Annotated in this window: 18 protein-coding genes and 1 tRNA gene; 8 read left to right on the forward strand and 11 right to left on the reverse strand. The window is 72.5% G+C overall.

What is annotated here, in order from left to right:
• Window positions 1–233: 233 nt before the first annotated feature.
• Window positions 234–1,319, forward strand: coding sequence for an acyltransferase family protein (locus WME98_RS07785; RefSeq protein WP_437950704.1), 1,086 nt, complete (start codon window positions 234–236; stop codon window positions 1,317–1,319).
• Between the two features lie 17 nt (window positions 1,320–1,336).
• On the opposite strand, the gene WME98_RS07790 is transcribed toward WME98_RS07785, so the two are convergent.
• A complete protein-coding gene (locus tag WME98_RS07790) occupies window positions 1,337–2,587 on the reverse strand; it encodes a glycosyl hydrolase family 18 protein (protein ID WP_437950705.1) in 1,251 nt (416 codons plus the stop codon).
• Window positions 2,588–2,747: 160 nt separating this feature from the next.
• Here WME98_RS07790 and WME98_RS07795 point away from each other — a divergent pair, with 160 nt between their 5' ends.
• Window positions 2,748–4,619, forward strand: a complete 1,872-nt coding sequence (locus WME98_RS07795; RefSeq protein ID WP_437950706.1) for a HEAT repeat domain-containing protein — start codon at window positions 2,748–2,750, stop codon at window positions 4,617–4,619.
• Between the two features lie 523 nt (window positions 4,620–5,142).
• Here the strand turns inward: WME98_RS07795 and WME98_RS07800 are convergent.
• Window positions 5,143–6,060 carry a TIGR01777 family oxidoreductase gene (locus tag WME98_RS07800; protein WP_437950707.1) on the reverse strand — a complete coding sequence of 306 codons (918 nt, stop codon included), beginning with the start codon at window positions 6,058–6,060 and terminating at the stop codon, window positions 5,143–5,145.
• Between the two features lie 129 nt (window positions 6,061–6,189).
• On the opposite strand from WME98_RS07800, the gene WME98_RS07805 reads away from it, so the two are divergent.
• Entirely contained in the window at window positions 6,190–7,284 is a 1,095-nt protein-coding gene (locus tag WME98_RS07805) for a hypothetical protein (RefSeq protein ID WP_437950708.1), read from the forward strand.
• A 222-nt stretch (window positions 7,285–7,506) separates the two neighbouring features.
• Here the strand turns inward: WME98_RS07805 and WME98_RS07810 are convergent, their stop codons facing one another.
• Entirely contained in the window at window positions 7,507–8,280 is a 774-nt protein-coding gene (locus WME98_RS07810) for an acyl-CoA desaturase (RefSeq protein ID WP_437950709.1), read from the reverse strand.
• Between the two features lie 143 nt (window positions 8,281–8,423).
• On the opposite strand from WME98_RS07810, the gene WME98_RS07815 reads away from it, so the two are divergent.
• A complete protein-coding gene (locus tag WME98_RS07815; protein WP_437950710.1) occupies window positions 8,424–9,191 on the forward strand; it encodes an NTP transferase domain-containing protein in 768 nt (255 codons plus the stop codon).
• A 24-nt stretch (window positions 9,192–9,215) separates the two neighbouring features.
• Here the strand turns inward: WME98_RS07815 and WME98_RS07820 are convergent, their stop codons facing one another.
• Window positions 9,216–10,205: a D-cysteine desulfhydrase family protein gene (locus tag WME98_RS07820; RefSeq protein ID WP_437950711.1), complete on the reverse strand. Its 990-nt coding sequence runs from the start codon at window positions 10,203–10,205 to the stop codon at window positions 9,216–9,218.
• A gap of 187 nt (window positions 10,206–10,392) precedes the next feature.
• On the reverse strand, window positions 10,393–12,180 hold the full coding sequence (locus WME98_RS07825) for a hypothetical protein (RefSeq protein WP_437950712.1): 1,788 nt from the start codon (window positions 12,178–12,180) through the stop codon (window positions 10,393–10,395).
• A 178-nt stretch (window positions 12,181–12,358) separates the two neighbouring features.
• Between WME98_RS07825 and hutH the strand changes: the two genes are divergently transcribed.
• Both hutH and WME98_RS07835 read left to right on the forward strand, forming a co-directional pair.
• The gene (hutH, locus tag WME98_RS07830) at window positions 12,359–13,966 is read left to right on the forward strand and encodes a histidine ammonia-lyase (protein WP_437332843.1); all 1,608 of its coding nucleotides are present in this window, start codon (window positions 12,359–12,361) and stop codon (window positions 13,964–13,966) included.
• 107 nt (window positions 13,967–14,073) lie between these two features.
• Entirely contained in the window at window positions 14,074–14,421 is a 348-nt protein-coding gene (locus tag WME98_RS07835) for a hypothetical protein (RefSeq protein WP_236644122.1), read from the forward strand.
• 363 nt (window positions 14,422–14,784) lie between these two features.
• Here the strand turns inward: WME98_RS07835 and WME98_RS07840 are convergent, their stop codons facing one another.
• The 3 genes from WME98_RS07840 to WME98_RS07850 form a co-directional block, all read right to left on the reverse strand.
• Window positions 14,785–14,985, reverse strand: a complete 201-nt coding sequence (locus tag WME98_RS07840) for a hypothetical protein (RefSeq protein WP_437950713.1) — start codon at window positions 14,983–14,985, stop codon at window positions 14,785–14,787.
• 359 nt (window positions 14,986–15,344) lie between these two features.
• Window positions 15,345–15,428: transfer RNA gene (locus WME98_RS07845), tRNA-Leu, on the reverse strand.
• Window positions 15,429–15,446: 18 nt separating this feature from the next.
• Window positions 15,447–16,268 (reverse strand): hypothetical protein, encoded by an 822-nt coding sequence (locus tag WME98_RS07850; protein WP_437950714.1) that lies wholly within the window; start codon window positions 16,266–16,268, stop codon window positions 15,447–15,449.
• A 258-nt stretch (window positions 16,269–16,526) separates the two neighbouring features.
• On the opposite strand from WME98_RS07850, the gene WME98_RS07855 reads away from it, so the two are divergent.
• The gene (locus tag WME98_RS07855; RefSeq protein WP_437950715.1) at window positions 16,527–16,652 is read left to right on the forward strand and encodes a hypothetical protein; all 126 of its coding nucleotides are present in this window, start codon (window positions 16,527–16,529) and stop codon (window positions 16,650–16,652) included.
• A gap of 761 nt (window positions 16,653–17,413) precedes the next feature.
• Window positions 17,414–18,859, forward strand: a complete 1,446-nt coding sequence (gene gcvPA / locus WME98_RS07860) for an aminomethyl-transferring glycine dehydrogenase subunit GcvPA (RefSeq protein WP_437950716.1) — start codon at window positions 17,414–17,416, stop codon at window positions 18,857–18,859.
• Window positions 18,860–18,939: 80 nt separating this feature from the next.
• Here the strand turns inward: gcvPA and hypE are convergent, their stop codons facing one another.
• Genes hypE through WME98_RS07875 form a run of 3 tightly spaced genes read right to left on the reverse strand, consistent with a single transcriptional unit; the run spans window position 18,940 to window position 21,496 of the window.
• Entirely contained in the window at window positions 18,940–19,968 is a 1,029-nt protein-coding gene (hypE, locus tag WME98_RS07865; RefSeq protein ID WP_437950717.1) for a hydrogenase expression/formation protein HypE, read from the reverse strand.
• On the reverse strand, window positions 19,965–21,254 hold the full coding sequence (gene hypD / locus WME98_RS07870) for a hydrogenase formation protein HypD (protein ID WP_437950718.1): 1,290 nt from the start codon (window positions 21,252–21,254) through the stop codon (window positions 19,965–19,967). Before hypD ends, hypE begins: the two co-directional genes overlap by 4 nt.
• On the reverse strand, window positions 21,251–21,496 hold the full coding sequence (locus tag WME98_RS07875) for a HypC/HybG/HupF family hydrogenase formation chaperone (RefSeq protein WP_437953962.1): 246 nt from the start codon (window positions 21,494–21,496) through the stop codon (window positions 21,251–21,253). The genes hypD and WME98_RS07875 overlap by 4 nt, the downstream gene beginning before the upstream one ends.

Consider the following 21,496-nt stretch of genomic DNA (forward strand, 5'->3'; position numbering starts at 1 on the left):
GCTCCGCTCGCCCGGCCCGCGCCGGCTCCCCCCGCCGGGCCGCGCGACCAGGACCGTCCGGCGGCCGGCGCCCGACAGGCCGAGGCAGGCGCGCCGGCGCCGCGAACCCCCGAACAGCCGGGCACGCCGGACAGGCACGTACAGAGCAACGCCCTCGTCATGCCGCTGACGGACAACGCACGATGGAGAGACGCCGTCATGGCTCATCATGCCACGCGCACTACATTCATCGCATGCGGCTCCAATCGCTGGACATCTTCCGCGGAATGACCATCGTCGCGATGCTCCTGGTCAATTTCCAGGACAGCTTCCCGGCCATCTATCCGCCCCTGGCCCACTCGTATTGGGACGGCTGCACACTCGCAGACACGATATTTCCCTGCTTCCTCTTCATCGTCGGCGTGACCCTGCACATCTCCATGTCCGGGCGCCGCGCGCGCGGCGCGACCGACCGCGAGCTCGCCCTCCAGATCGTCCGGCGCGGCGCGATCTTCATCCTGCTCGGGCTGTTCCTGTCGGCGTTCCCGTTCTTTCCCGAGGAGCGCCTGACGGCGCTGCGCATCCCGGGCGTCCTCCAGCGCATCGGCGCCGCGTACGTGCTCGCGGCGCTCCTCTGCCTCAAGACCACCGCCCGGCAGCAGGCGGGCATCATCGCCGCGGCCCTGATCGGCTACTGGCTCGTCCTCCGGCTCTATCCGCTCGACGATCCGCACGAGACGCTGGCGGCCCGGGTGGACCGGTATTTCCTCGAGGGGCACATCGCGCGCAAAGGCTGGGACGCGATGGGCATCCTCCCCACCCTCCCCGCGGCGATGACGGTGATGCTGGGGAGCCTCGGCGGCCGCTGGCTCACCGCGCCCGTAGGGCTCCAGGCGCGCGTCGCCGGGCTCCTCGCCGCCGGCGCCGCGGGGATCGCGCTGGGCGCCGCCTGGGCGCCCTGGTTCGCGTGGAACCGCAGCCTGTACTCGAGCTCGTTCGCGCTGTTCACCGCCGGCGTGGCCGCGGTCGTCCTCGCCGCCTGCGTGTGGATCGTGGACCTGAAGGGATGGCGGCGCTGGGGCGCTCCGTTCCTGATCTTCGGCGCCAACCCCATCGCGGCTTACGTGGGCTCGACCATGATGGGACACCTGCTCTATCACGTGAGCAGGACGGGAGACGACGGCGCGAGGACGAGCGCGCTGGAGCTCGTTTACACGCGCCTCTTCGCGTCGTGGCTCTCGCCGCTGAACGCCTCCCTCGCCTTCGCGCTCGCGGCCGTCGCCCTCTGGCTCGTGCTCCTCTACCCCCTCCACCGCCGGGGCATCTTCCTCAAGGTCTGAGGCGCGCCGCGGCGCGATCACCTCGGGAAGTGGCGCTCGATCATCGAGAAGAACGCCGCCCCGCCCGGCTCGCCGCCGATGCTCCAGTACGTCACCCCGCCGAGCCCGCCGCGCCTGGCGGCGGCGACCTTCTCCTCGAGCGACGCGAGGTCCTCGAAGAACAGGCGCTCTCCGCTCGCGAGGACCTGGTTCGGCGCCCTCCCGGCCGCGAACCGCGCGGCCCCGTCCTCCGGGCACCGGCGCATGTGGTCGGTGCTCGTGTCGTAGCCGTCGCCGCCCGCGAGCTCCAGGCACTTGCCGAGCGGCTCGCACCCCACCACGGCGCCCCCGTCCCCCGGCGCCTCCGGCCCGAGCAGGCCGTAGTTCGGCAGGCCGAGGATGAACTTCTCGCGGCGCGCGCCGCCCTCGAGGCCCCCGATGTACGCGACGGTCCGCTCGACCCACCCGAGCGGCGCGACCGGGCCGGCGTGCGCGCCGCCGCCAAAGTGGTAGTCGTAGCTCATCACGTGCACGTGATCCGCCGAGGCGCTCAGCGCCTCGTAGTCGAACACCCCCGTCGCGGAGGCGACCGCCGGGACCGCGAGCGAGAGCGTCTTTTCGGCCGCGTGGAGCGCGCGCGAGAGCTCGTCGATGAACGCCGAGAACGAAGCCCGCTCGGCCTCCACGGTCTCGCCCGGCCCGAGCACGGACGCGAGGTGCTCGTAGTCGATGTCGAGCCCGTCGTAGCCGTTGTCCACCGCGAGGGCCACGAGGCCCGCCACGTGCTGCGCCCGGAGCGCGGGCTCGTGGATCATCGCGTGCACCGCGACGACGTCCGGCCGGTCGACCGCGGCGACGAGCGGGACGAGCCGGGTCCGCCCGCCGCCGAGCGTCGTGCGGTCGAGGACGCGCTGGTCGTGAAAGCCCGCGAACGGCGCGGACCGGCCGCGCGGGTGGTTCTCGAACGTGGTCGGCGAGGCGACGCGCCACCACTTCGGGTGGACGGCGTCGAACGCCTCGGCGCGGGCCGCGAAGGTGTCGTAGCCGAGCTCCGTCGACGCGGGGTCGCCGAGGAACTCGTGCAGCCAGCCGCAGAAGCGGTGATCGCCCGGCGCCCCGTCGCGCGGCGCCGCGGCGCCCGGCGCGTCGGGCGACCCCGGCGCTCCCTCGCGCGGCGCCGCGGCGCTCCCCACCTCGACGACGAGCGGCGTGCGCTCCACCCCGCCGCCGCACGAGGCGGCGGCAGCGGCGGAGCAGGCGAGCGGCAGGATCCGGAGGAGCAGCTTCATGGCGGCCGCCCCTCTAGCAGCCCGCCGCCAGAGCTACAGCCGGGATCGCGCGGTTCCGCGGGGCGCCTCACGCCGCGCCAGCGATGCGATGTTCTACGGCCCCTCCCTCGCCGCGCCCCTCCGGCCGCCGCCGCCGTGGTGTACTACGCTCGCTCCGCGCATGACCCAAGGCGTCCGCCCCCTGCACGAGCTCCGCGACGAGGCCCGCTCCGCGCTGGCCAGGAGCGATCTCTCTCGCGCGCGCGACGCGCTCTTCAGCGCCCTCCAGCACACCATCGCCCGCGAGGACGACTACGTCGCCATGACGGACGAGCTCCGCGAGGTGCTGGTCCGGCTCGGCGACCCGAGGAGCGCCCTCACCGTCGCCTGGTACGCGGGCGGCGAGCACAGCCAGCGCCCCCTCATCGCACACGTCCCGCCCATCGACCGCGCGCGCACCGTGCTCGCCTGGGCCGAGCGCGAGCAGGACCCCGAGCGGCAGAAGCGGCTCTACGCCCGCGCCGCCGACGAGTACGAGGCCGCCGGCCTCGTCGCGCAGGCCGCCATCGCCCGCGAGCGCGGCCAGGACTTCGCCCGCGCCCGCGCCCTCTGGTCGCGCCTCGCCCAGCTGCTCTCCTCGTCGGGCAGCGACCTCTACGCCGCCGGCCTCGCCCGCTTCAACCTCGCCCGCACCTCGCTCCGCACGGGCGACGCCACGGCCGCGCGCGAGGCCGTCTTCGCCTCCGTCCACCTGCTCGAGGAGGCCGCCGACCGGTACGAGACCATCGGCCAGCGCGAGCGCGCCTTCGACTGCTACCAGGTCCTCATCGCCGTCGGCCGCGAGAGCCGCGCCTTCGAGCACGTCCTCGAGGGCTACGTGAACGTCATCCGCATCCTGCGCGAGGACCACCTGCGCTACTACGCGCTCCAGTCCTACGAGGAGGCCGTCGCCGCGGCCGAGAAGCAGGGGGAGATCTCCGCCGCCGCCACGCTCGCCCGCGAGATGGCCGCCTACGCGCGCAAAGAGGGGCTCACCGCCGTCGCCAACTTCGCCGTGCTCGCGCAGGCCCGGCTCTGGCAGGAGGTGTCCGCCGTCTCGCAGAAGCGCGCCGCGCCGCCCGAGATCGCCGAGAACGCGCTGCTCGCCGCCGTGATCGCGCTCGGCGAGGCGGGGCAGTACAGCAAGGTGGGCAGCGTCTACCGCGCCCTCACGCAGCTGCCGCTCGAGGAGACCCGGAAGAAGCACTACGCCCGCGCCGGCGGCCGTTACGTGAACGCGCAGGACCTGCCGATCGACGCGTCGCCGCTGCCGGCGCACCTCCGCCACGAGCTCGGCTTCCCCGACGTCTGGCACATCGACCTGGTCGAGTGGGAGCAGGCCGGCAGCGCCAGCCAGGCGTGCGGCGACATCGTCCTCGACCCGGCGCAGTGGTCCGAGGTCACCCGCCGCCGCGCGATGCTCGCCCGCCTGACCGCGCTCGCCGTCGAGGGCGCGACGCCCGAGGCCGCCCCGGCGCAGCGCTCGCCCGCGCAGCAGCTCATCAGCCTCGCCGAGCAGCTCGCGACCGTCGAGCTCTACACGATCCTCTCGCCGCTCGAGCACCTGTTCCGCCGCCCCGAGCCGAAGATCCGGGTGGCCGTGGTCCGCGCGCTCTCCCGCTTCCTCTACAAGCGCACGTTCATCACGCTCCGCGACGCGCTCGTGGACCCCGACCCCACCGTCGTCCACGAGGCCGCCCGCGCGCTCGAGGAGCTCCGCTTCGCCCACGCCTTCGATCCGCTCGCCCGCATCTACCGCGAGTCGCAGGCGCCCGCCGTCCGCGCCAGCGCCGTGCGCGCGATCGCGAAGATCGACACGCTCGAGGCCGGCGAGATGCTCCTCGGCATCCTCCAGCACGAGGGCGCCGAGGAGCGCGCCGCGGCCGTCGAGGCGCTGAAGCGCGCGCGCGGCATGAAGTTCGTGGAGCTCGCCCGCGCCTCGCTCGCCGAGCTGCCCACGTCCGCGCAGGCCGTGGTGCGCGAGATCCTCCAGAGTCGCGGCATCAGCCCATGAGCGTACGAGCGCGCCTGTCCGCCCCCGGCCGCGCCGCCCCGCGCCGGGCGACGCCGGGGTGGTTGCCTGTCCGGACGGCGACAGCTGGCTGCGTCCGCTCCTCACCCCCGCTCACGCGCTGGAAAACCGCCTCCGACGAGCAACCCCGCGATTGTGCGCTGCGGCAAAGGGATTCCCCTAACGACTTTGTGTCTGGCGTCGCGATGGGGGGATGCGCTGCGCCCATGAGTCGGGATACCCTGCACGCGCCAATCCAACTCATCCCGAAAGCTTCTCGGCGCGCGATGTCGTAAGCATGGAAGCGGACGGAGCGCTTGGGGGAGCGCTGGGAAACCGCCGTCCGGGCTCCCGATGGTGCGCTGCTCGACAACGGTCGACTTCTCAGCGCGCCACCGGCGGCTCTTCTTGCGTGGCAGCAGCTGGGCGCCGCGGCGCGGCGCCCAGCTGCCCAGGCAGACCCTTCGCCGCCGGGGCGGACGGGCGCCCGCTCCGCCGCGGGCGCTCGGAGGCGCGGGCCGCTCGCTCAGCGGCTGAAGATCGACTCGAGCGCGGGCATCAGCTGGGCGTAACGGAACTTGTAGCCAAGCTCCTCCGCCCGCCGGGGATAGGCGCGCTGCCCGGTGGTCACGATCTCGGCCGCGTCGCCCATCCCGAGCTTCACCACGGCCTCGGGCACGCGGAGCCACGACGGCCGGCGGAGCACGGCGCCGATCGCCTGCGCGACCTCCTCGCCGGTCGCCGCGTGCGGCGCGGTCACGTTGAGGGGGCCGCGCACCGCGTCGCTGTCGAGGGCGAGCAGGGTCAGCGCCACCACGTCGTCGCGGTGGATCCACGGGATCACCTGCTTGCCGTCGCCGATCGGCCCGCCGAGGAAGAACCGGAAGGGCGCGATCATCTTGTCGAGCGCGCCGCCGCCCTCGCCGATCACCACGCCGATCCGCAGCTGCACCGAGCGGACGCCGTGCTGCTCCTCGATGGCGCGCGCGGCCTCCTCCCAGCGGACCACGACGTCGGCGAGGAAGCCCTGCCCGGGCGGGGCGCCCTCGTCGAGCACCTTCTCGCCCGGCTGCGGGCCGTAGTAGCCGACCGCGGAGGCGCAGACGAACGCGCTCGGCTTGCGCTTGGCCTTGCCGATCGCTTCGCCCATGAGGCGGGTCGTGTCGATGCGGCTGTTCACGATCTCGCGCCGCGCGTCCTCGGACCACCGCTTGACGATCGACTCGCCCGCCAGGTGGATCACGCCGTCCACCCCGTCGAGCTCCTCGAACCACGGCCCCGCGCTGTAGGGGCTCCACGACACGACGCGCGCCCCGGGCAGCGACGCCTGCGTCCGCCCGACGTCGCGCGTCAGCACCGTCACCCGATCCCCCCGCGCGAGCAGCTCCTTCACGAGACCGCGCCCGATAAACCCGCTGCCGCCGGTGACAAGAACCGTCTTCACGGGATCCTTCTATCACGGCTCGGACGGAGCGGGGCTCCCCCTTCGGCGCCGCGACGGGGGAGCGCCGGGACGGGCGGCAGCTGTCCAGTCGTGACGCGGACCGCGGGAGACGGTAAGACGCCGGACGTGATGGATGACCTAGAGACCTTCAAGAAGCTTCCTCTCGGCGGCCTGGATCGCCGCTCGTTCGTCGGCGCGCTGGCCGAGCACGGCGCGCGCGTGGCCAGCGAGCAGCTCGCGGCGCACCGCGCCCGCATCAGCCCGGCCGGCACGCAGATCGCCCCGGACACGGCGGTGCTGATCCTGGGCGGCTCGAACGGCATCACCCGGGCGCTCGCCCTGCAGCTGCTCTTCGGGGAGCGGGCCGCCGTCTTCGCGGTGCACTTCGACAGCGAGAAGATGCAGATCGGCCCGCACCACGTGAAGGCGATCACGGACGCGGCGGCGGCCGAGGGGCTCACGGCGCGCTTCTGGAACAACGACGCCACGAAGCCGCAGGTGATCGACGAGGTGGTCGCCGCGCTGAAGGAGCGGTATCGGGCGGTGCACCTCGTGAACGGCATCGCGAACGGCGCGCTGAAGCGGTACGCGGAGCACGGGCCGACGAAGGTGAAGGACCTCGACGTCGCGTTCGACCCGGTGCTCCAGGTGCCGGATTTCTCGCGCCCCGAGAACATCCGCAAGCTCGGGCTCGTCGAGGTGGACGTCGCGAACGACGCGGACATCGAGCGGACGAACAAGTTCATGGGCACGTCGTCGCTCCTGTGGGCCGAGCCGCTCGCCGCGGCGGGGCTGCTCGCGAAGGGCGAGAGCGTCGTGTCGTTCTGCGACTACGACTACCCGAGCGACGATCCGGTCTACGCGATGGGCCCGCTCGCCGGCGCGAAGAAGCTGCAGCGCCAGACGATGGCGGAGATCCAGGGGAAGTTCGGGGTGAAGACGGCGCGCATCTGCTATCCGGCCCTGGCGACGACGGCGCTCGGGGCGATCCCGGGCGGGCTGCTGATGTACGGGCTCAGCACGCAGATCCTGAAGGAGCGCGGGCAGTTCAGGGACGTCATCGACCTCGCGCGCGACACGATGGAGATCTGGCGGCCGAGCTGGGACGGGAGCGATCTGCGGGTGGACGCGGCCTACCAGGCCTGTCTCCCGGAGTTCAACGAGCGCAAGGCGACGATCGGGCCGAAGGACGTGCCCGGCGCGTTCCGGCTGCTGTTCGAGTAACCTCGAGGGGGCCTCCGCGCGGGGCCTCCGCGCGCCTCGGCTCCGCGGCCTCGCGGGCCGGCCGCGCTGCGCGCGCGGCGGTGGTGGCCCAATTTGCCCCGGAGTGATTCACATGAAGGCGGGAAGGCAGGAAGATCATTGATCTTTCTTCCCGCCTTCCCGCCTTCCCGCCTTCATGTTCAAATCCGGCCACCACCCGCGCGGCCGGCGGGAAGGTCGCCCCTACCCTTCGGCGCGCGCGACCTCGGGCTCGAGACGGGCGACCTGGACCTTGTCGGACATCTGGAGGATGCCCAGCCAGGCGAACACGCGGATGACCTGGTAGGCCGGGTCGATCTCGAACCACCGCACCGCGAAGTTCGGGCTCATCGCGTACTTGTGGTGGTTGTTCTGGAAGAGCTCGCCGAGCGTCACCAGGTCGAGGGCCAGCGTGTTGCGGGAGTCGTCGTCGCTGTTGAAGTTGCGGTAGCCGTAGCGGTGGCCGCACCAGTTCACGATCGCCCCGTGCAGCGGGCCCATGGTCCAGTGGAGCGGGAGGAACAGGAACTGCCACCAGTGCGAGGCGAAGGCCGCGTAGAAGACCACGTAGCCCGTGCCCCACGCGAGCCGGCTGATCCACGAGTTGCCGATGCGATCGAGCGTGCGCCACTCGGGGTAGCCGCCGCGGAAGCGCGGCTCCACGTCGGCCGTGCCCTCGTAGATCGCGTCGTAGCGCTTCGCGGTGTCGAGCATCATCGGGACGACGCTCGAGTAGTACCGCGGCGAGTGCGGGTCCTTCGGCGTGTCGCTGTACGCGTGGTGCATGCGGTGCAAGATCGCGTAAACCCACGGAACCAGGTACGAAGAGCCCTGCGTCAGGTACGTCAGGAAGTGAAAAATCCGCTCCCAACGCTTCGACATCGTGAACATCCGATGGGAGGCGTACCGGTGCAGGAAGAAGGTCTGGAAAAAGACCGAGAGTGTAGAGTGGGCGATGAGGACGATCGCGATCTCCATGCTCGGGTCGTAGCCCGGTGGTCCGCGGCAGGGGGTCAGCGCACCGTCACGTTTCCGTAACGGAGGCCGGGATCCCGCTTGTTTTCTCGCGGATCCTCACGTCCCTGGGCTCTCCCGAGTCCGTCCGTGGTAACGGCGGAGCCGTGAAGGCCGTGATCATCGGGGCGGGCCGGGGCAGCCGGCTGCGTCACCTCACCGAAGAGCTGCCGAAGACGCTGGTCCCCATCCTCGGCCGCCCGATGCTCGACGGCATCCTCGACGCGCTCGCGGCGGGCGGCTTCAAGCGGTCGGACGTCGTGTTCGTCTGCGGCTACAAGGCCGAGGTGATCCGGGCTGCCTACCCGGACCTCACGTACGTCGAGAACCGCGACTGGGAGCAGAACAACATCCTGCTCTCGCTCCTCTGCGCGCGCGAGCACCTCGAGGGCGGCTTCGTCTCGACGTACGCGGACATCGTCTACCGGCCCGGGATCGTGGCGGATCTGGTGCGCTCTCCGCACGACATCGCGCTCGCCTGCGACACGGACTGGCGGCGCCGGTATGTGAACCGCTCGCAGCACCCCGAGACCGACGCCGAGAAGCTCCGCGCCGACGGGGACCGCGTCGTGGAGATCTCGCGCCGCATCCCCTCGGAGGCGGCGACGGGCGAGTTCATCGGGGTGATGAAGCTGTCGGCGCGGGGCGCCGCGCGGCTGCTGGCCGCGTTCGACGCCGCGCGCGCCGCGTTCTCGGAGCGGCCGGAGTTCCGCGAGGGCCGCTCGTTCCGGCGCGCCTACCTCATCGATCTGCTCCAGCACATGCTCGAGTCGGGCGCGGCCCTGCACAAGATCGACACGCACGGCGGCTACATGGAGATCGACACGCTGGAAGACGCGTCGCTGGCCGACGCGTGGTGGCGCGGCGGGGCCTGACGCGGCCGGCGCGAGCGGCCCGCCCTAGAGGGCGTCGGTGAAGTCCGCGGCTTGCGCGAGGAGCCCGGGCAGGCCGCCGGTGTGCAGGAACAGCACCCGCTTGCCCGAGAGCTCGCCCCGCTCGGCCATGTCCCAGAGCCCGGAGAACGCCTTGCCCGTGTACACCGGGTCGAGGATGAGCCCCGACAGCCGCGCCGCCTTCACGATCCGCGCCCGCTGCTCCGGCGTGGACACCCCGTAGGCCGGCCCCCGCGCGGAGTCGTCGATCACGAGGTGGGCGGGCGCGCCGAGGCGCGGATCGAGCGAGCGCGCGTCGTCCATGATCGCGACCACGACGCGCGCGAACGTCGCCTTGTCCTCGCACACCGCCATCGCGCGCACCTCGCCGGCCACCTCGTAGCGGGCCGCGCCGAGCGCCGAGCCCGCCGCCGTCCCGCCCGAGCCGCACGCGTGCACGACGACGTCGAACGGCTTGCCCCCCGCGAGGCCGAGGTCGAGCTGCTTCCGGATCTCCTCCATCGCGCGCACGTAGCCGAGCGCGCCGAGGCCGTTCGAGCCGCCCTCGGGGATCACGTACGGCCGGCCGCCCGCCGCGCGGATCTCGGCGGCCGCCTCGGCCATGACGGCGTCGCGGCCCCGGTACGCCTCGGGCGAGATCAGCCGGATCTCCGCGCCGGCGAGCCGATCGAGCAGCACGTTGCCCCCGAGCGGCGCCCCGGCCGACGGATCCGCGGTGCGCAGGAACAGCACGGAGCGCAGGCCGAGCGAGGCGCTGAGCAGCGCGGTCGCGCGCGCGTGGTTCGACTGCAGGCCGCCGCAGGTGATCACGCAGTCGGCGCCCTCCTCCCGCGCGGCGGCGAGCAGGTACTCGAGCTTGCGGATCTTGTTGCCGGCCTCCGCGCCGGCGGTCATGTCGTCGCGCTTCACGTAGAGGTCGACGCCGAGCGCCTCGGCCAGCCGCTGCGGGCGCTGGATCGGGGTCGGAAGGTGGCTCAGCGCGAGTCGTTTGCGCATCGTTTCTCTCCCATGTCTCTCCTCCGGAGGGCGAGGCCGCGGCCGGCGCCGTCGCCCGGCCTCGACGGGCCGCGCGCTCGCCGCGCCGCGCCGCGCCCGCCACGCAGACGCCCTCTACCACCCTGGGCGGCCCTCGTCTGCCGTGTCGCGCGCGAGCTCGCTCGAGGACCGGCGAGCCCCGGCCGGATCAGTGGATCACGCCCAGCTTGAGCGTGAGCAGGTACTGATCGGGGAGCTCCGTGCCGGCGGCGTCGTCGAACGCGCCGCCGGGGAAGAGGACGCCGGCCTCGGTGCCGAGCTGGATGGTGACGAGCCTGCCCATCGCGATGCGCGCGTCGACGCCGAGGTCGAGCTCGACGCCGAGATCGCGGCGGCGCTTGTCCCCGCCGTCGTAGTTGGCGAGGACGCCGCCCGCCCGGGGGTTGTGCGGGTCGACGACGTCGGCCGTCGCCTCGGCGATGACCGCGCCCGCCTTGAGGTCGAGCCAGCGCGCCGGCCGCACCACGACCCGCGGGTTCACGTAGGCGGCGCCGAACACGCCTCCCTTGGAGGGCAGCGACCTGATCCCGGGCTCGGGCGACGCGGCGAAGAGCTCCCGCTCGGCGATCGTGGCCGAGCGCGCCGTCTTCCAGGCGAGCACCTGGTCGAAGAGGATGAGCCCGACGTTGTGGCTCGGGTCGAAGGTGAACCGCCGCGATACGTCGTCCCTGGGGTCGTCGTCGCCCGACGCGTAGCCGGCCTCGAGCTCGGTGACGACGCGCCCCCACCGATCGGCCGGCCGCAGCCCGCGGCCCGCGACGTGCACCGCGCCGAGCGTCGCCGCGCCGCCGACCGAGCGCACCGCCACGGGCGCGCGCCCCGCCGCCGCGCCCGCGAGCGGCTCGGGCCCGCGCGGGACGAACGACGCCGCGCCCAGGATCACCGCGGCCTCGAGCGCGCCGTAGACGTGGGCGCCGCCCCCTGGCACCGGCGCGTCGAACTTGCCGGCCACGTCGATCACCGCCGCCGCGAGCGCCTCGGTGAACCGGGCCGGGCTCGTGTTCGCGCGGCGCTCGCGGGCTTGCCGCCGCAGGGCGCCGTAGATCCCGACCTCGCCGCGCCGCTCGCGCCAGAGCGCCGACACGACCGCCTGGACCGCGCGATCGCCCTCCCCTTCGTCCTGCCCCTCGACGTCGTTCCCGAGCAGGTCGGCCGCGTTGTCCTCGAACACGAGGTCGGCCGCGACGGTCACGACGAGCGGCCCGGCCCGCCCCATCGGCGTCGCCTCGAGCATGACGCGCTCGACGAGCGAGCCGCGCTCGTAGTCGCCGAAGAGGGTCGCTCGATCGCCGTCGTTGGCGACGAGCCCCATCCCCCAGTGCGCGCCCTGCTGGCCCACCCGGAAGACGCCGACGGAAGACGGCACCTCCAGGTAGAGGTAGCGCGGGTGCACGTCGTACCAGGCCAGGGCGGCGCGCGCGTCGCGCACCTGCTCGACGTGCCGCGTGGTGTCGCCGGCGATGAGCCCGCGGACGACGTCGATCTGGGCCACGATCGAGGCCTTGTCCTTGTAGTGGAAGCGCGGCGAGAGGCGCAGCCAGTGGGCGATGTACTGGTTCTGCCCGAGCGTCGTCGCGCCCGGATCCGAGAGGGGCGGCGCCCGGAGCCGGAGGTCGGTCATGGCGCGATAGCGGAGCTGGTACTCGCCCTGCATCGAGAACGTCGACCGGGTCGGGTCCGGCGGGGGCGGCGGCGAGCGGCCGGTGTCCAGCACGAGCCGCTCCTCGAAGCGGTCGGCGTCTGCCGCGGCCGGCGGGGCTCCCGGCCCCGCGTCCGCGCCCTCGACGGGCTGAGCGGCGCTCGGCGAGGCGAGCGCGACGGCGAGCGCGAGGGGGGCGAGGTGGGCCAGGGCGAAGCGCATCGGAAGCAAGCGGCCGCGCGCCGGCGCAGGCCGGAGCGCGCCGGCAGGATAGGCGGATCGATCCCTGCGGGGCACTGGATTCTTCTTCCGTCGCCGGCGGGGCGACCCGTCGCCGGCGGCAGAGCACGATTCCGCGCTTTCCAGCCGGGTCGCTGCCAGGCCTCGTCCGTCGCTGGCGGGCGGCCGAGCGGCGCCGCGAATCGCGGCGCCAGCGGCTTTTCTCGAGGCATCCGCCGCTCTAGCGTGCGCTCCCGTGACCCTCTCCACGCCGCGCGCCGCCGTCTCTCCTTCTCTGTCTCCGTTGCTCCTGGGCCGCCCTTTCTCGCTGGCGGATCTCGAGGATGTCGCGCGGCGCGGGCGGCCGGTGGCGGTCTGCGCCGAGGCGCGCGAGCGCGCCGCGGCCTCGCGCCGGGCGATCGACGCGATCGCGGCGGCGGGCGACGCCGCGCCTGCGGTGTACGGGATCAACACCGGCTTCGGCGCGCTCGCGGAGACGCGCATCGCCGATCACGACATCCGTGCGCTCCAGCGGAACCTCGTGCGGAGCCACGCCTGCGGGGTCGGGCCGGATCTCGGCGACGCCGAGGTGCGCGCGATGATCCTCCTGCGCGCGCAGGTGATCGCGCTGGGGCACTCGGGGGTGCGCACGGAGGTGCTCGACCTGCTCGCCGCGCTGCTCGAGCGCGGCGTGTGCCCGCGCATCCCGGCGCAGGGCTCGGTCGGCGCGTCGGGCGATCTCGCGCCGCTCGCGCACCTCGCGCTGTCGCTCATCGGCGAGGGGGAGGCGCGGCTCGAGGGGCAGCTCATGCCGAGCGCGGTGGCGCTCGCGAAGGCCGGCCTCGCGCCGATCGAGCTCGCCGCGAAGGAGGGGCTCGCGCTGATCAACGGGACCCAGTACATGGCCGCGCTCGGCGCGCTCGCGCTGCGGGACGCGGCCGCGCTCTGCACGGTCGCGGACATCGCCGGCGCGGTGAGCCTCGAGGCGCTGATGGGCTCGAAGCGCCCGTTCGACGAGCGGCTCATGCGGGTGCGCCCGCACCCGGGCCAGGCCGGTACGGCCGGCAACCTGCGCGCGCTGCTCGGGGGCAGCGAGATCATGCAGAGCCACGCGGACTGCCCGAGGGTGCAGGACGCCTACTCGCTCCGCTGCATGCCGCAGGTGCACGGCGCGACGCGCGACGCGCTCGCCTGGGCCGCCGAGGTGCTGACCCGGGAGGTCAACAGCGTGACGGACAACCCGACGGTGTTCCTCGGCGAAGGAGGCGGAGAAGGGGGCGGAGAGGGGGTCGCCGAGCTGATCTCGGGCGGCAACTTCCACGGGCAGCCGGTGGCGCTGGCCCTGGATCTCGCCGCGGTGGCGGCGGCGGAGCTCGCGAACATCAGCGAGCGGCGGGTCGAGCAGCTGGTCAACCCTGCGCTCTCGACAGGCCTCACGCCGTTCCTGGCGCCGCGGAGCGGGCTGCACTCGGGGTTCATGATCGCCCAGGTGGCGAGCGCGTCGCTGGTCAGCGAGAACAAGGTGTTGTGTCACCCGGCGAGCGTCGACTCGATCCCCTCGAGCGCCGGCCGCGAGGACCACGTGAGCATGGGCAGCATCAGCGCCCGCAAGCTCGCGCAGGTGATCGAGAACGTCCGCAGCTCGCTGGCGATCGAGCTGATCACGGCGGCGCAGGGGGTGGACCAGCGGCGCCCGCTCCGCCCGAGCGCGGGGGTGGCCGCGGCCCACGCCGCCATCCGCCGGGTGGTGCCCGAGCTGGTCGAGGACCGGCCGCTCTACCTGGACATCGCGGCGGCGACCGAGCTCATCCGGAGCGGGGCGCTGATCGCCGCGGTGGAGGAGGCGGTGGGTCCGCTCAACTGATTTTTTCTGTTTTCGAAATTACAACTGCGACGATCCTGTGGAAATCTGATGCGCGTCATCGGAATGCAAATGCTCCATCGAACAGCGAGTTGCTGTACATTGGCGCAGTGCCCATTCCGGTCAGCACCCCGCCGTTTCCATTCGATGCCGTTCGAGATCTGCTCGGCGTGGTGCGGGCGATCTACGCGGCGGCGAAGGACGGGGGGGCGTCGCGGGAGGAGCTCGCGCGGATCGAGCGGGTGGGGCGGGAGCTGAGCCGAGCGCTGGATCTGGCGGGGTCGCCCCAGCAGGGGGTGTCGGGTCATTCGGCGGCGTGGAAGGTGACGGACAAGGCGATGCTCCAGGTGAACGACCTGGTCGATCCGCTCACGCCGGCGGCGCCGCTCCTGCTGGCGGCGCGGAGCCGCGTGACGGGGAGCCGGCTGGCGATGCGGAGCAAGCCTCAGGGGCGGTAGGGGGCGGCGGCGAGGAGCCGGCGGCGGGCGGGGGGCTGGGGTCGGGAGGTCGGGAGGTCGGGAGGTCGGGAGGTCGGGAGGGGGTTCCGGGCGGATCGGCCCCCGGAGGGGCTGTTCTCCGCGCGGTGTGGGGGCCCCGCCGAACTCGCCTTTGCCTTTGCTCCTCCGGCAAGCCGGAGGAGCAAAGGCAAAGGCTCAAACATCGGCCCATCCCCCACACCGCGCGGAGAACAGCCCCTCCGGGGGCCTACGGTTCGGCCAGGAGCGAGGGACGACCAACGCTGAGGCGCAACAAGCAAGGGCTCGGCGGGAACGGACAGTCCAGCCGGCACGCTCAGGGGGCGTACTGTGTGGGTAGAATCGTCAGCTGCGACCGAAGAACCTGCGGCTGCGAAACCGCTCGGCGTCGCGCCGGATGCCCTGCATCACCACGCGAATGAGCTCGCGGGTGTAAGCACGCCTGTCATGACGCTTGTGCTCGGGCAGCTTGACGCCCAGAGCGTGTGCAAGGCGTTCTACGTTCTCTACCTTCGCCTCACGCAGACAATCGATGTCCAGATCCATGTAGTGGCGCTCCCATTACTCGAGTCCACTTGGTTTGTCGAGCCCCAGAGGAGCGCCAAACGGCGCGCGCGCCGCTTCCCTTCAGACCGTGACAAGCGCCATCAGACCGTGACGGGGGCGCGGCGTCCCCGGCAGGTCGGCGCCACGTGGGACACAGAGCGACCTGATCCCGTTCGAAGCGGGCAAGCAGCTCAGATCGAGCTGGCGCCGCGGATGGTCGAGCTGGCGCCGCGGATGGTCGAGCTGGCGCCGCGGATGGTCGAGCTGGCGCCGCGGATGGTCGAGCTGGCGGCTTCAGCTGGAAACACCGAGCCCCCCATCACGCCAGCGCGGGCCAGCTCGGCACGTCCCCCATGAGGTAGCCCCGGCCGGACTCGAACCGGCACGCCCGCGAGGGGCCGCGGATTTTAAATCCACCGCGTCTGCCATTTCGCCACGGGGCCAAGTTGTTGATTTTATTCTTATTTCACGTCTCGCTGCCCCCTCCCCGACCTCCTCCGTGCCACTTGCCGCGCCTTTTTCCCCTGCCCCCGAGCCCGGGGATCGACCACCTCGGCGAGGGAAGCTAGCTCGCCAAGGCCCAGCTCTGCAAACGTCCTGGCCGCCTGGCGGTACCTCTGGCTCACGACGGAGCTCCGGCGCCCGGTCCGGTCGGCAACCCGGGTCTCGCTCCGGCCGTTCGCGAGGGCGACGGTGATGAAGGTGGAGCACGTGTCGTGCGCGCGCACCTTCTGACGCTCGCCGGAGTCCTCGAAGAGCTGCGGGCGACCGATGCCGACGAGCCGGACGTGAGCGCGGAGCCGCTCGGCCGCGTGCTCGACGCTGACGCGATCGCCGTCCTCGTTGACGAAGAGCGGCGCGGAGGGCGCCGGTTGCCGCCAAGCGCGAGAGCCGAGCGCGCAGCGCCTGCGGCACGCCGGGCGACAGCACCCAGGGGCGCGGGCCGCTGGTCTTGTTCTTCTCGAGGCGCAGCGCGCCGCGCTCGAGGTCGACGTCCTGCACCTGCAGACGACGTCGACCGCCGCGATGACGTCGCGGAGCGCACTCCCCTCGCCCACCACAGCACGCTCCAGCAGCGCGACGATCGCGTCGCGCGCGACGTTGCGCGAGGCGCGCAGGCGCACGGCCACGTCGACGATGAGCTCCTCGTGCCGCTCGGCTTGCTCCGCGGTCTGCTTGGGATCCAGAGGGAAGCTCTCGCGGTCCTTGTCGCCGACGAGGACGCGGACGTAGAGCCGACCAGCGTCGTTGCGGAAGAGCGATCCCGTGGGCCTGCGGGCCATGGCGACGCTCTTCTAGCGCGATTCGCGGTCGCGCTCACGCACGGGCGGCCCGCCAGCGCAGGGGTCCGGCACGGACGCGCAGCCGAGGACGTTTCTCGTGCACGGCAGCCGGGTATTGACGAGCGGCACCTTGGTATACTCTTCGTTTACGACGTCAGCCCGCAACGCTGGGATGCTCGTAATATGCCCTCCTGACGCCGCGCCCGCTCCGCCGCCGCCGAGATCCTCCGCTCCGTCCCGCCGCGCGACCGCGTCGAGATGCTCCGGTTTGGCCTCGACCTCGACGACCCCGCGCACGCGGCGCTCTTCGTCTCGAGTGTCCGCGCCGCGGACGACGTGATTGCGGCGCAGGAGCGCTGGGAGAGGGAGAACGCGCTACGTTGAGGTGGAATCCCGCACGATGAGATCATCGCCAAGGTAAGAGCGCGCCGGCCTCGATGACCTGACCTTCCGCTGCTTGCTCTCAAGGCTCGGCATCGAGCCCTGCTACGATGTCGGCGCGCCCAAGCGCAGGACCGCTGAGATCACTTCTGTAAACGTCGCTGCGCTTGCCAGCGCCGCCCGACGCGGCGAGGTCGATACGGATGTCGAGCTCGCCATCGCCGGCACGTGCCTCGTGCTGGCCGGGTGTTACTCAAGGGGTGCTCATCGTCGGCAACGAGCGCGGGCGGCCTCCATGCGCCCGGCGTGCTCGGCGAGCGCGGCGGCCCGCCGGCGTGGGCCAGCACGAGCCCGACCTCTCGGAGCACCGCCGCCGCGCCCCCACCGTGCTCGGCATCATCCGCCGAGTGCCCCGCCGGCAGCCTGCGCGATGATGCTGCCGCCCAACCACGCTGGCGTTGACGGCAATTGCTTGCGCCCGACAGTTGCCCCGGAGTGGGGGTCCTGCGATGTCCGGGCGGGCAGCGCGGTCGAGCGCGGTCGTGCCGTTCTACCTGTTCGAAGGACCAAAGCGGCCCTGTGCCCCCTCCTCGCTGCCCCGCGCCCGGCACATGGGCCTTGGCGGCGAGCACGCCGATCGCGGCGAGCGCGAAATCACTGGCGAACCGTCGACCTTCTTCGCGGTCTTGCTTCGCCGTCTTGCGGTCCGCGGAGGCTCACCCCATCTTCGTGCTTGAGCACGTCGCCCCCTGGAGCTCGTCACGATGGAGAGTCATCCCGAGCCGCTCATCTGTGGCTACAACGTCCACCGGGAGGCCGACCGCCAGGCCATGCTCGAGGTCCTCGGGCTCACGAGCATCGCGGAGCTCTTCTCCCCCATTCCCCAGGAGGTGCGCCTCGGCAGGGAGCTCCGCCTGCCTCGTCCCCACAGTGAGTGGGCGCTCGGCAGGCACCTGCGCGACCTCGCGTCCAGGAACGCATCGACCCGGAGCCACCTGAGCTTCCTCGGCGGTGGGGTCTACGAGCACCACATCCCCGCGGTCGTCGACAGCCTCACCTCCAGCGAGCGGCTGATGACGGCCTACACCCCCTACCAGCCGGAGATGAGCCAGGGCCTGTTGCAGATCCTCTTCGAGTACCAGCGCATGCTCTCGCAGCTGACGGGCCTCGGGATCGTCAATTCCTCGCTCTACGATGGCGCGACGGCCATGGCGGAGGCAGCCTGGATGGCCTGCGCGGCCACGGGCCGGCGACGCGTCCTCGCCTCCTCGCGCATCTGGCCCGAGTGGAAGTCGGTCCTCGAGCTCTACATGCGCGGGCGCGGGGTCGAGGTGGCCTACGTCGCCACGGATCCCGTGTCGGGCCGGCTCGATCTGCGCTCGCTTCACGAGTCCTTCATCCGCCCCGCGGCCACCTTCATCCTGCAGACCCCCAACTCCCTCGGCATCCTGGAAGACATCCCGGCCGCGGCGGCCCTTTGTCGGCAGCACGACGCCCTCCTCAATGTCTCCTGCTACCCGATGGCGCTGGCGCTCCTGAAGCCACCGGGCGAGCTCGGGGCGGACATCGTGACGTGCGAGGGCCAGCCCCTCGGCCTGCCGCTGTCGGCCGGAGGCCCCTCGCTCGGCGTGCTCGCCTGCGCCAAGCGGCTGCGCGAGTTCATGCCAGGGCGACTCGTCGGAGAGGTGAGCGACATCCATGGCCAGCCAGCCCTCGCGCTCGTCATGGAGTGGCGAGAGCAGCAGGTGAGCCGCGAGAAGGCCACGAGCAACATCTGCTCGAACCAGGCGCACCAGGCGATGCGCGCCGCCATCTACCTGGCGGCCCTCGGCGAACGGGGCTTCCGGGAGCTCGCCGCGCAGTGCGCCGCCAAGGCCCGTTACCTTCACGAGAAGCTGCTCGCCATTCCCGGCGTCGAGCCCGCGGCGGCCGGCCCGTTCTTCAACGAATTCGCGCTCCGGCTGCCCTGCCCGGTGCCGGTGTTCCTGGAGCGGATGCTGGACCGGCGCGTGTTCGCGGGGTTGGAGGTGGAGGGAAACCTCCTCGTCGCGGTCACCGAGGTGAGAGCGCGGGCCGAGCTGGACGAGGCCGCGGCCCTGTTCGCGGAGACGATCCGTCGGGCGACCGCGGCCGACAGCCTCCGCAATCCGGGCCGACGTGACGGCCGATTGATTCTGAGCGCACATGACGAGCCGCTCCGGAGGACGTGACGCGCCCTTCCGACGGGGGGTGACGGCCCGCACGCGGCGCTCGCGGTCGCAGCCTCGTCGCGTACATGGGACCCGCGATCTCAGCAGATGCGCGGGAGCTGCTCGCCAGAGAGCAGATCGAGCGTGCGCCGGGTCCCGAGCCGGGTCCTCAGGACGACGCTCCCTCTCCCCTCCCCGACGATCCGACCGATGCGCGCTGCCCCACGGCCGAGCGGGTGGTCGCGCAGGCTCGCCAGCGCGCGCTCCGCTTGAGCTTCCGGCAGGAACGCGACGAGGCGGCCCTCGCACGCCACGTAGAGCGGATCGAGCCCGAGCAGCTCGCACGCGCCGAGGACCGCGGGCTCCACGGGGATCTGCGCCTCCTCCACCTCGACGCGCACGCCCGCGTCGAGCGCAATCTCGTTGAGCACGGCCGCGAGCCCGCCGCGGGTCGGATCCCGCAGGCAGTGGACGTCAATCTCCGACTCGAGCAGCCCCGCCGCGAGGCCTTCGATCGGCGCGCAGTCGCTCTCCACGGGCTCCTCGAACGCCAGCGCCTCACGCACGGACAGCACCGCGATCCCGTGCCGCCCCACGTCGCCGGACACGAGGACGGCGTCGCCCGGCCGGACCCGGCGCGGCGCGATGGCCACGCCCTCGGGCACGACGCCGATGCCGGCCGTGTTGATGAACAGCCCATCTCCCTTGCCCCGGTCGACCACCTTGGTGTCGCCCGTCACGAGCTCGACCCCGCACGCATCCGCAGCGGCGCGCATCGACAGCGCGATCCGATGGAGCTCGTCGATGGGCAGCCCCTCCTCCACGATGAAGCCGGCGCTCAGGTAAGCGGGCCGGGCGCCCGTCACGGCCAGGTCGTTCACCGTGCCGTAGACGGACAGCGTGCCGATGTCGCCTCCGGGAAAGAAGCGCGGATGCACGACATAGGTGTCCGTGGTGAACGCGAGCGACGCGCCGCCGAGCCGCACGACGGCGCCATCGTGACGGGCCGACAGAGGACCGCTGTCGAAGGCGGGCAGGAAAACGCGCTCGATGAGCTCGCGCATGAGCCTCCCGCCGCCCCCGTGAGCGAGCTGGACCGTCCTTTCGCGCAGCGGCACGGGGCAGCTCATCTCGAACGGCACGGCGGGTCCGCCCTCCGGTAACGGTAGTAGGCCGCGCACGCGCCTTCCGAGGAGACCATCGTGGCGCCCAGCGGGGTCTCCGGCGTGCAGCGTGTGCCGAACGCGGGGCAGTCCGGCGGCTTGATCACCCCCTGGAGCACGAGGCCGCTCTTGCAGGTGGTCGACGCTCGGGGCTCCGGGTCGCCTGACGGCGCCCTGCGCCCCGAACCCCGGTTCAACTTTCGGGGCTCCGGGTCGCCTGACGGCGCCCTGCGCCCCGAACCCCGGTTCAACTTTCGGGGCTCCGGGTCGCCTGACGGCGCCCTGCGCCCCGAACCCCGGTTCAACTTTCGGGGCTCCGGGTCGCCTGACGGCGCCCTGCGCCCCGAACCCCCGAACCGCCGCTCCGCGTCGTGATCCGCGTACGGCGCCCGGAGCCCGAGACCGCTCCGGGCGATGGGCCCGATGCCCCGCCATGTCCGGGGCACGATCTCGAAGACCTCCCGGATCATGCGCTGCGCAGCCTCGTTGCCGGCCACACGCACCGAGCGGGCGTACTGGTTCTCCACCTCGGCGCGGCCCTCCTCGAGCTGCCGGACGCACATGAAGATGCCCTGGAGGATGTCCATCGGCTCGAACCCGGTGACCACGATGGGGACGCGGTGCTCGGCGGCGAGCGGGCGGTAGGCGTCGACGCCCATCACCGTGCACACGTGGCCCGCGGCGAGGAACCCGTCGACGCGCCGGTCCGGCGCCCGGAGGATCACCTCCATCGCAGGTGGCACGAGCACGTGCGACACGAGGAGCGAGAGGTTCCGGATGCCGCGGCGCCGCGCCTCGAACACCGCCATCGCGCTCGCGGGCGCCGTGGTCTCGAAGCCGACCGCGAAGAAGACGACCTCACGGTCCGGCAGGCGCTCGGCGAGCGCCAGCGCGTCGAGCGGCGAGTAGACGACGCGCACGTCGCCCCCCCTCGACTTCACCGCAAACAGGTCGTCGCTCGACCCGGGGACGCGCAGCATGTCGCCGAACGAGCAGAACGTGACCTCGCGGCGCGAGGCGATCTCGAGCGCGCGATCGATGAGCTCGATCGGCGTCACGCACACCGGGCAGCCGGGGCCGTGCAGGAGCGAGATCTCCGGGGGCAGGAGCTCGTCCAGGCCGAAGCGGACGATGGCGTGCGTCTGGCCGCCGCAGACCTCCATGATCGACCATGGGCGAGAGACCCCCCGCCGGATCGCCTCCACGTAGGGCTCGATGCGCCGCGCGTCGCGGTACTCGTCGATGAACCTCATCGCGGCTCCTCCCCCTCGCGCGCGGCGCCGAGCTCATCCAGGTAGGAGAGCGTCCGCCGCGCGGACGCCTCGTCGATGCGGCTGATGGCGAAGCCCGCGTGCACGATCACGTAATCGCCGGCCTCGGCCTCCGGCACGTAGGCGAGGCAGATCTCCTTGACGATCCCGGCGAAGGCGACGCGGCCGAGCCGGAGGTCGCCACCCGTGACGCCGAGGACCTTGCCGGGGACGCCGAGGCACAT

The sequence above is a fragment of the Sorangium sp. So ce296 genome (assembly GCF_051529605.1).
GTDB lineage: Bacteria > Myxococcota_A > Polyangia > Polyangiales > Polyangiaceae > Sorangium > Sorangium cellulosum_D.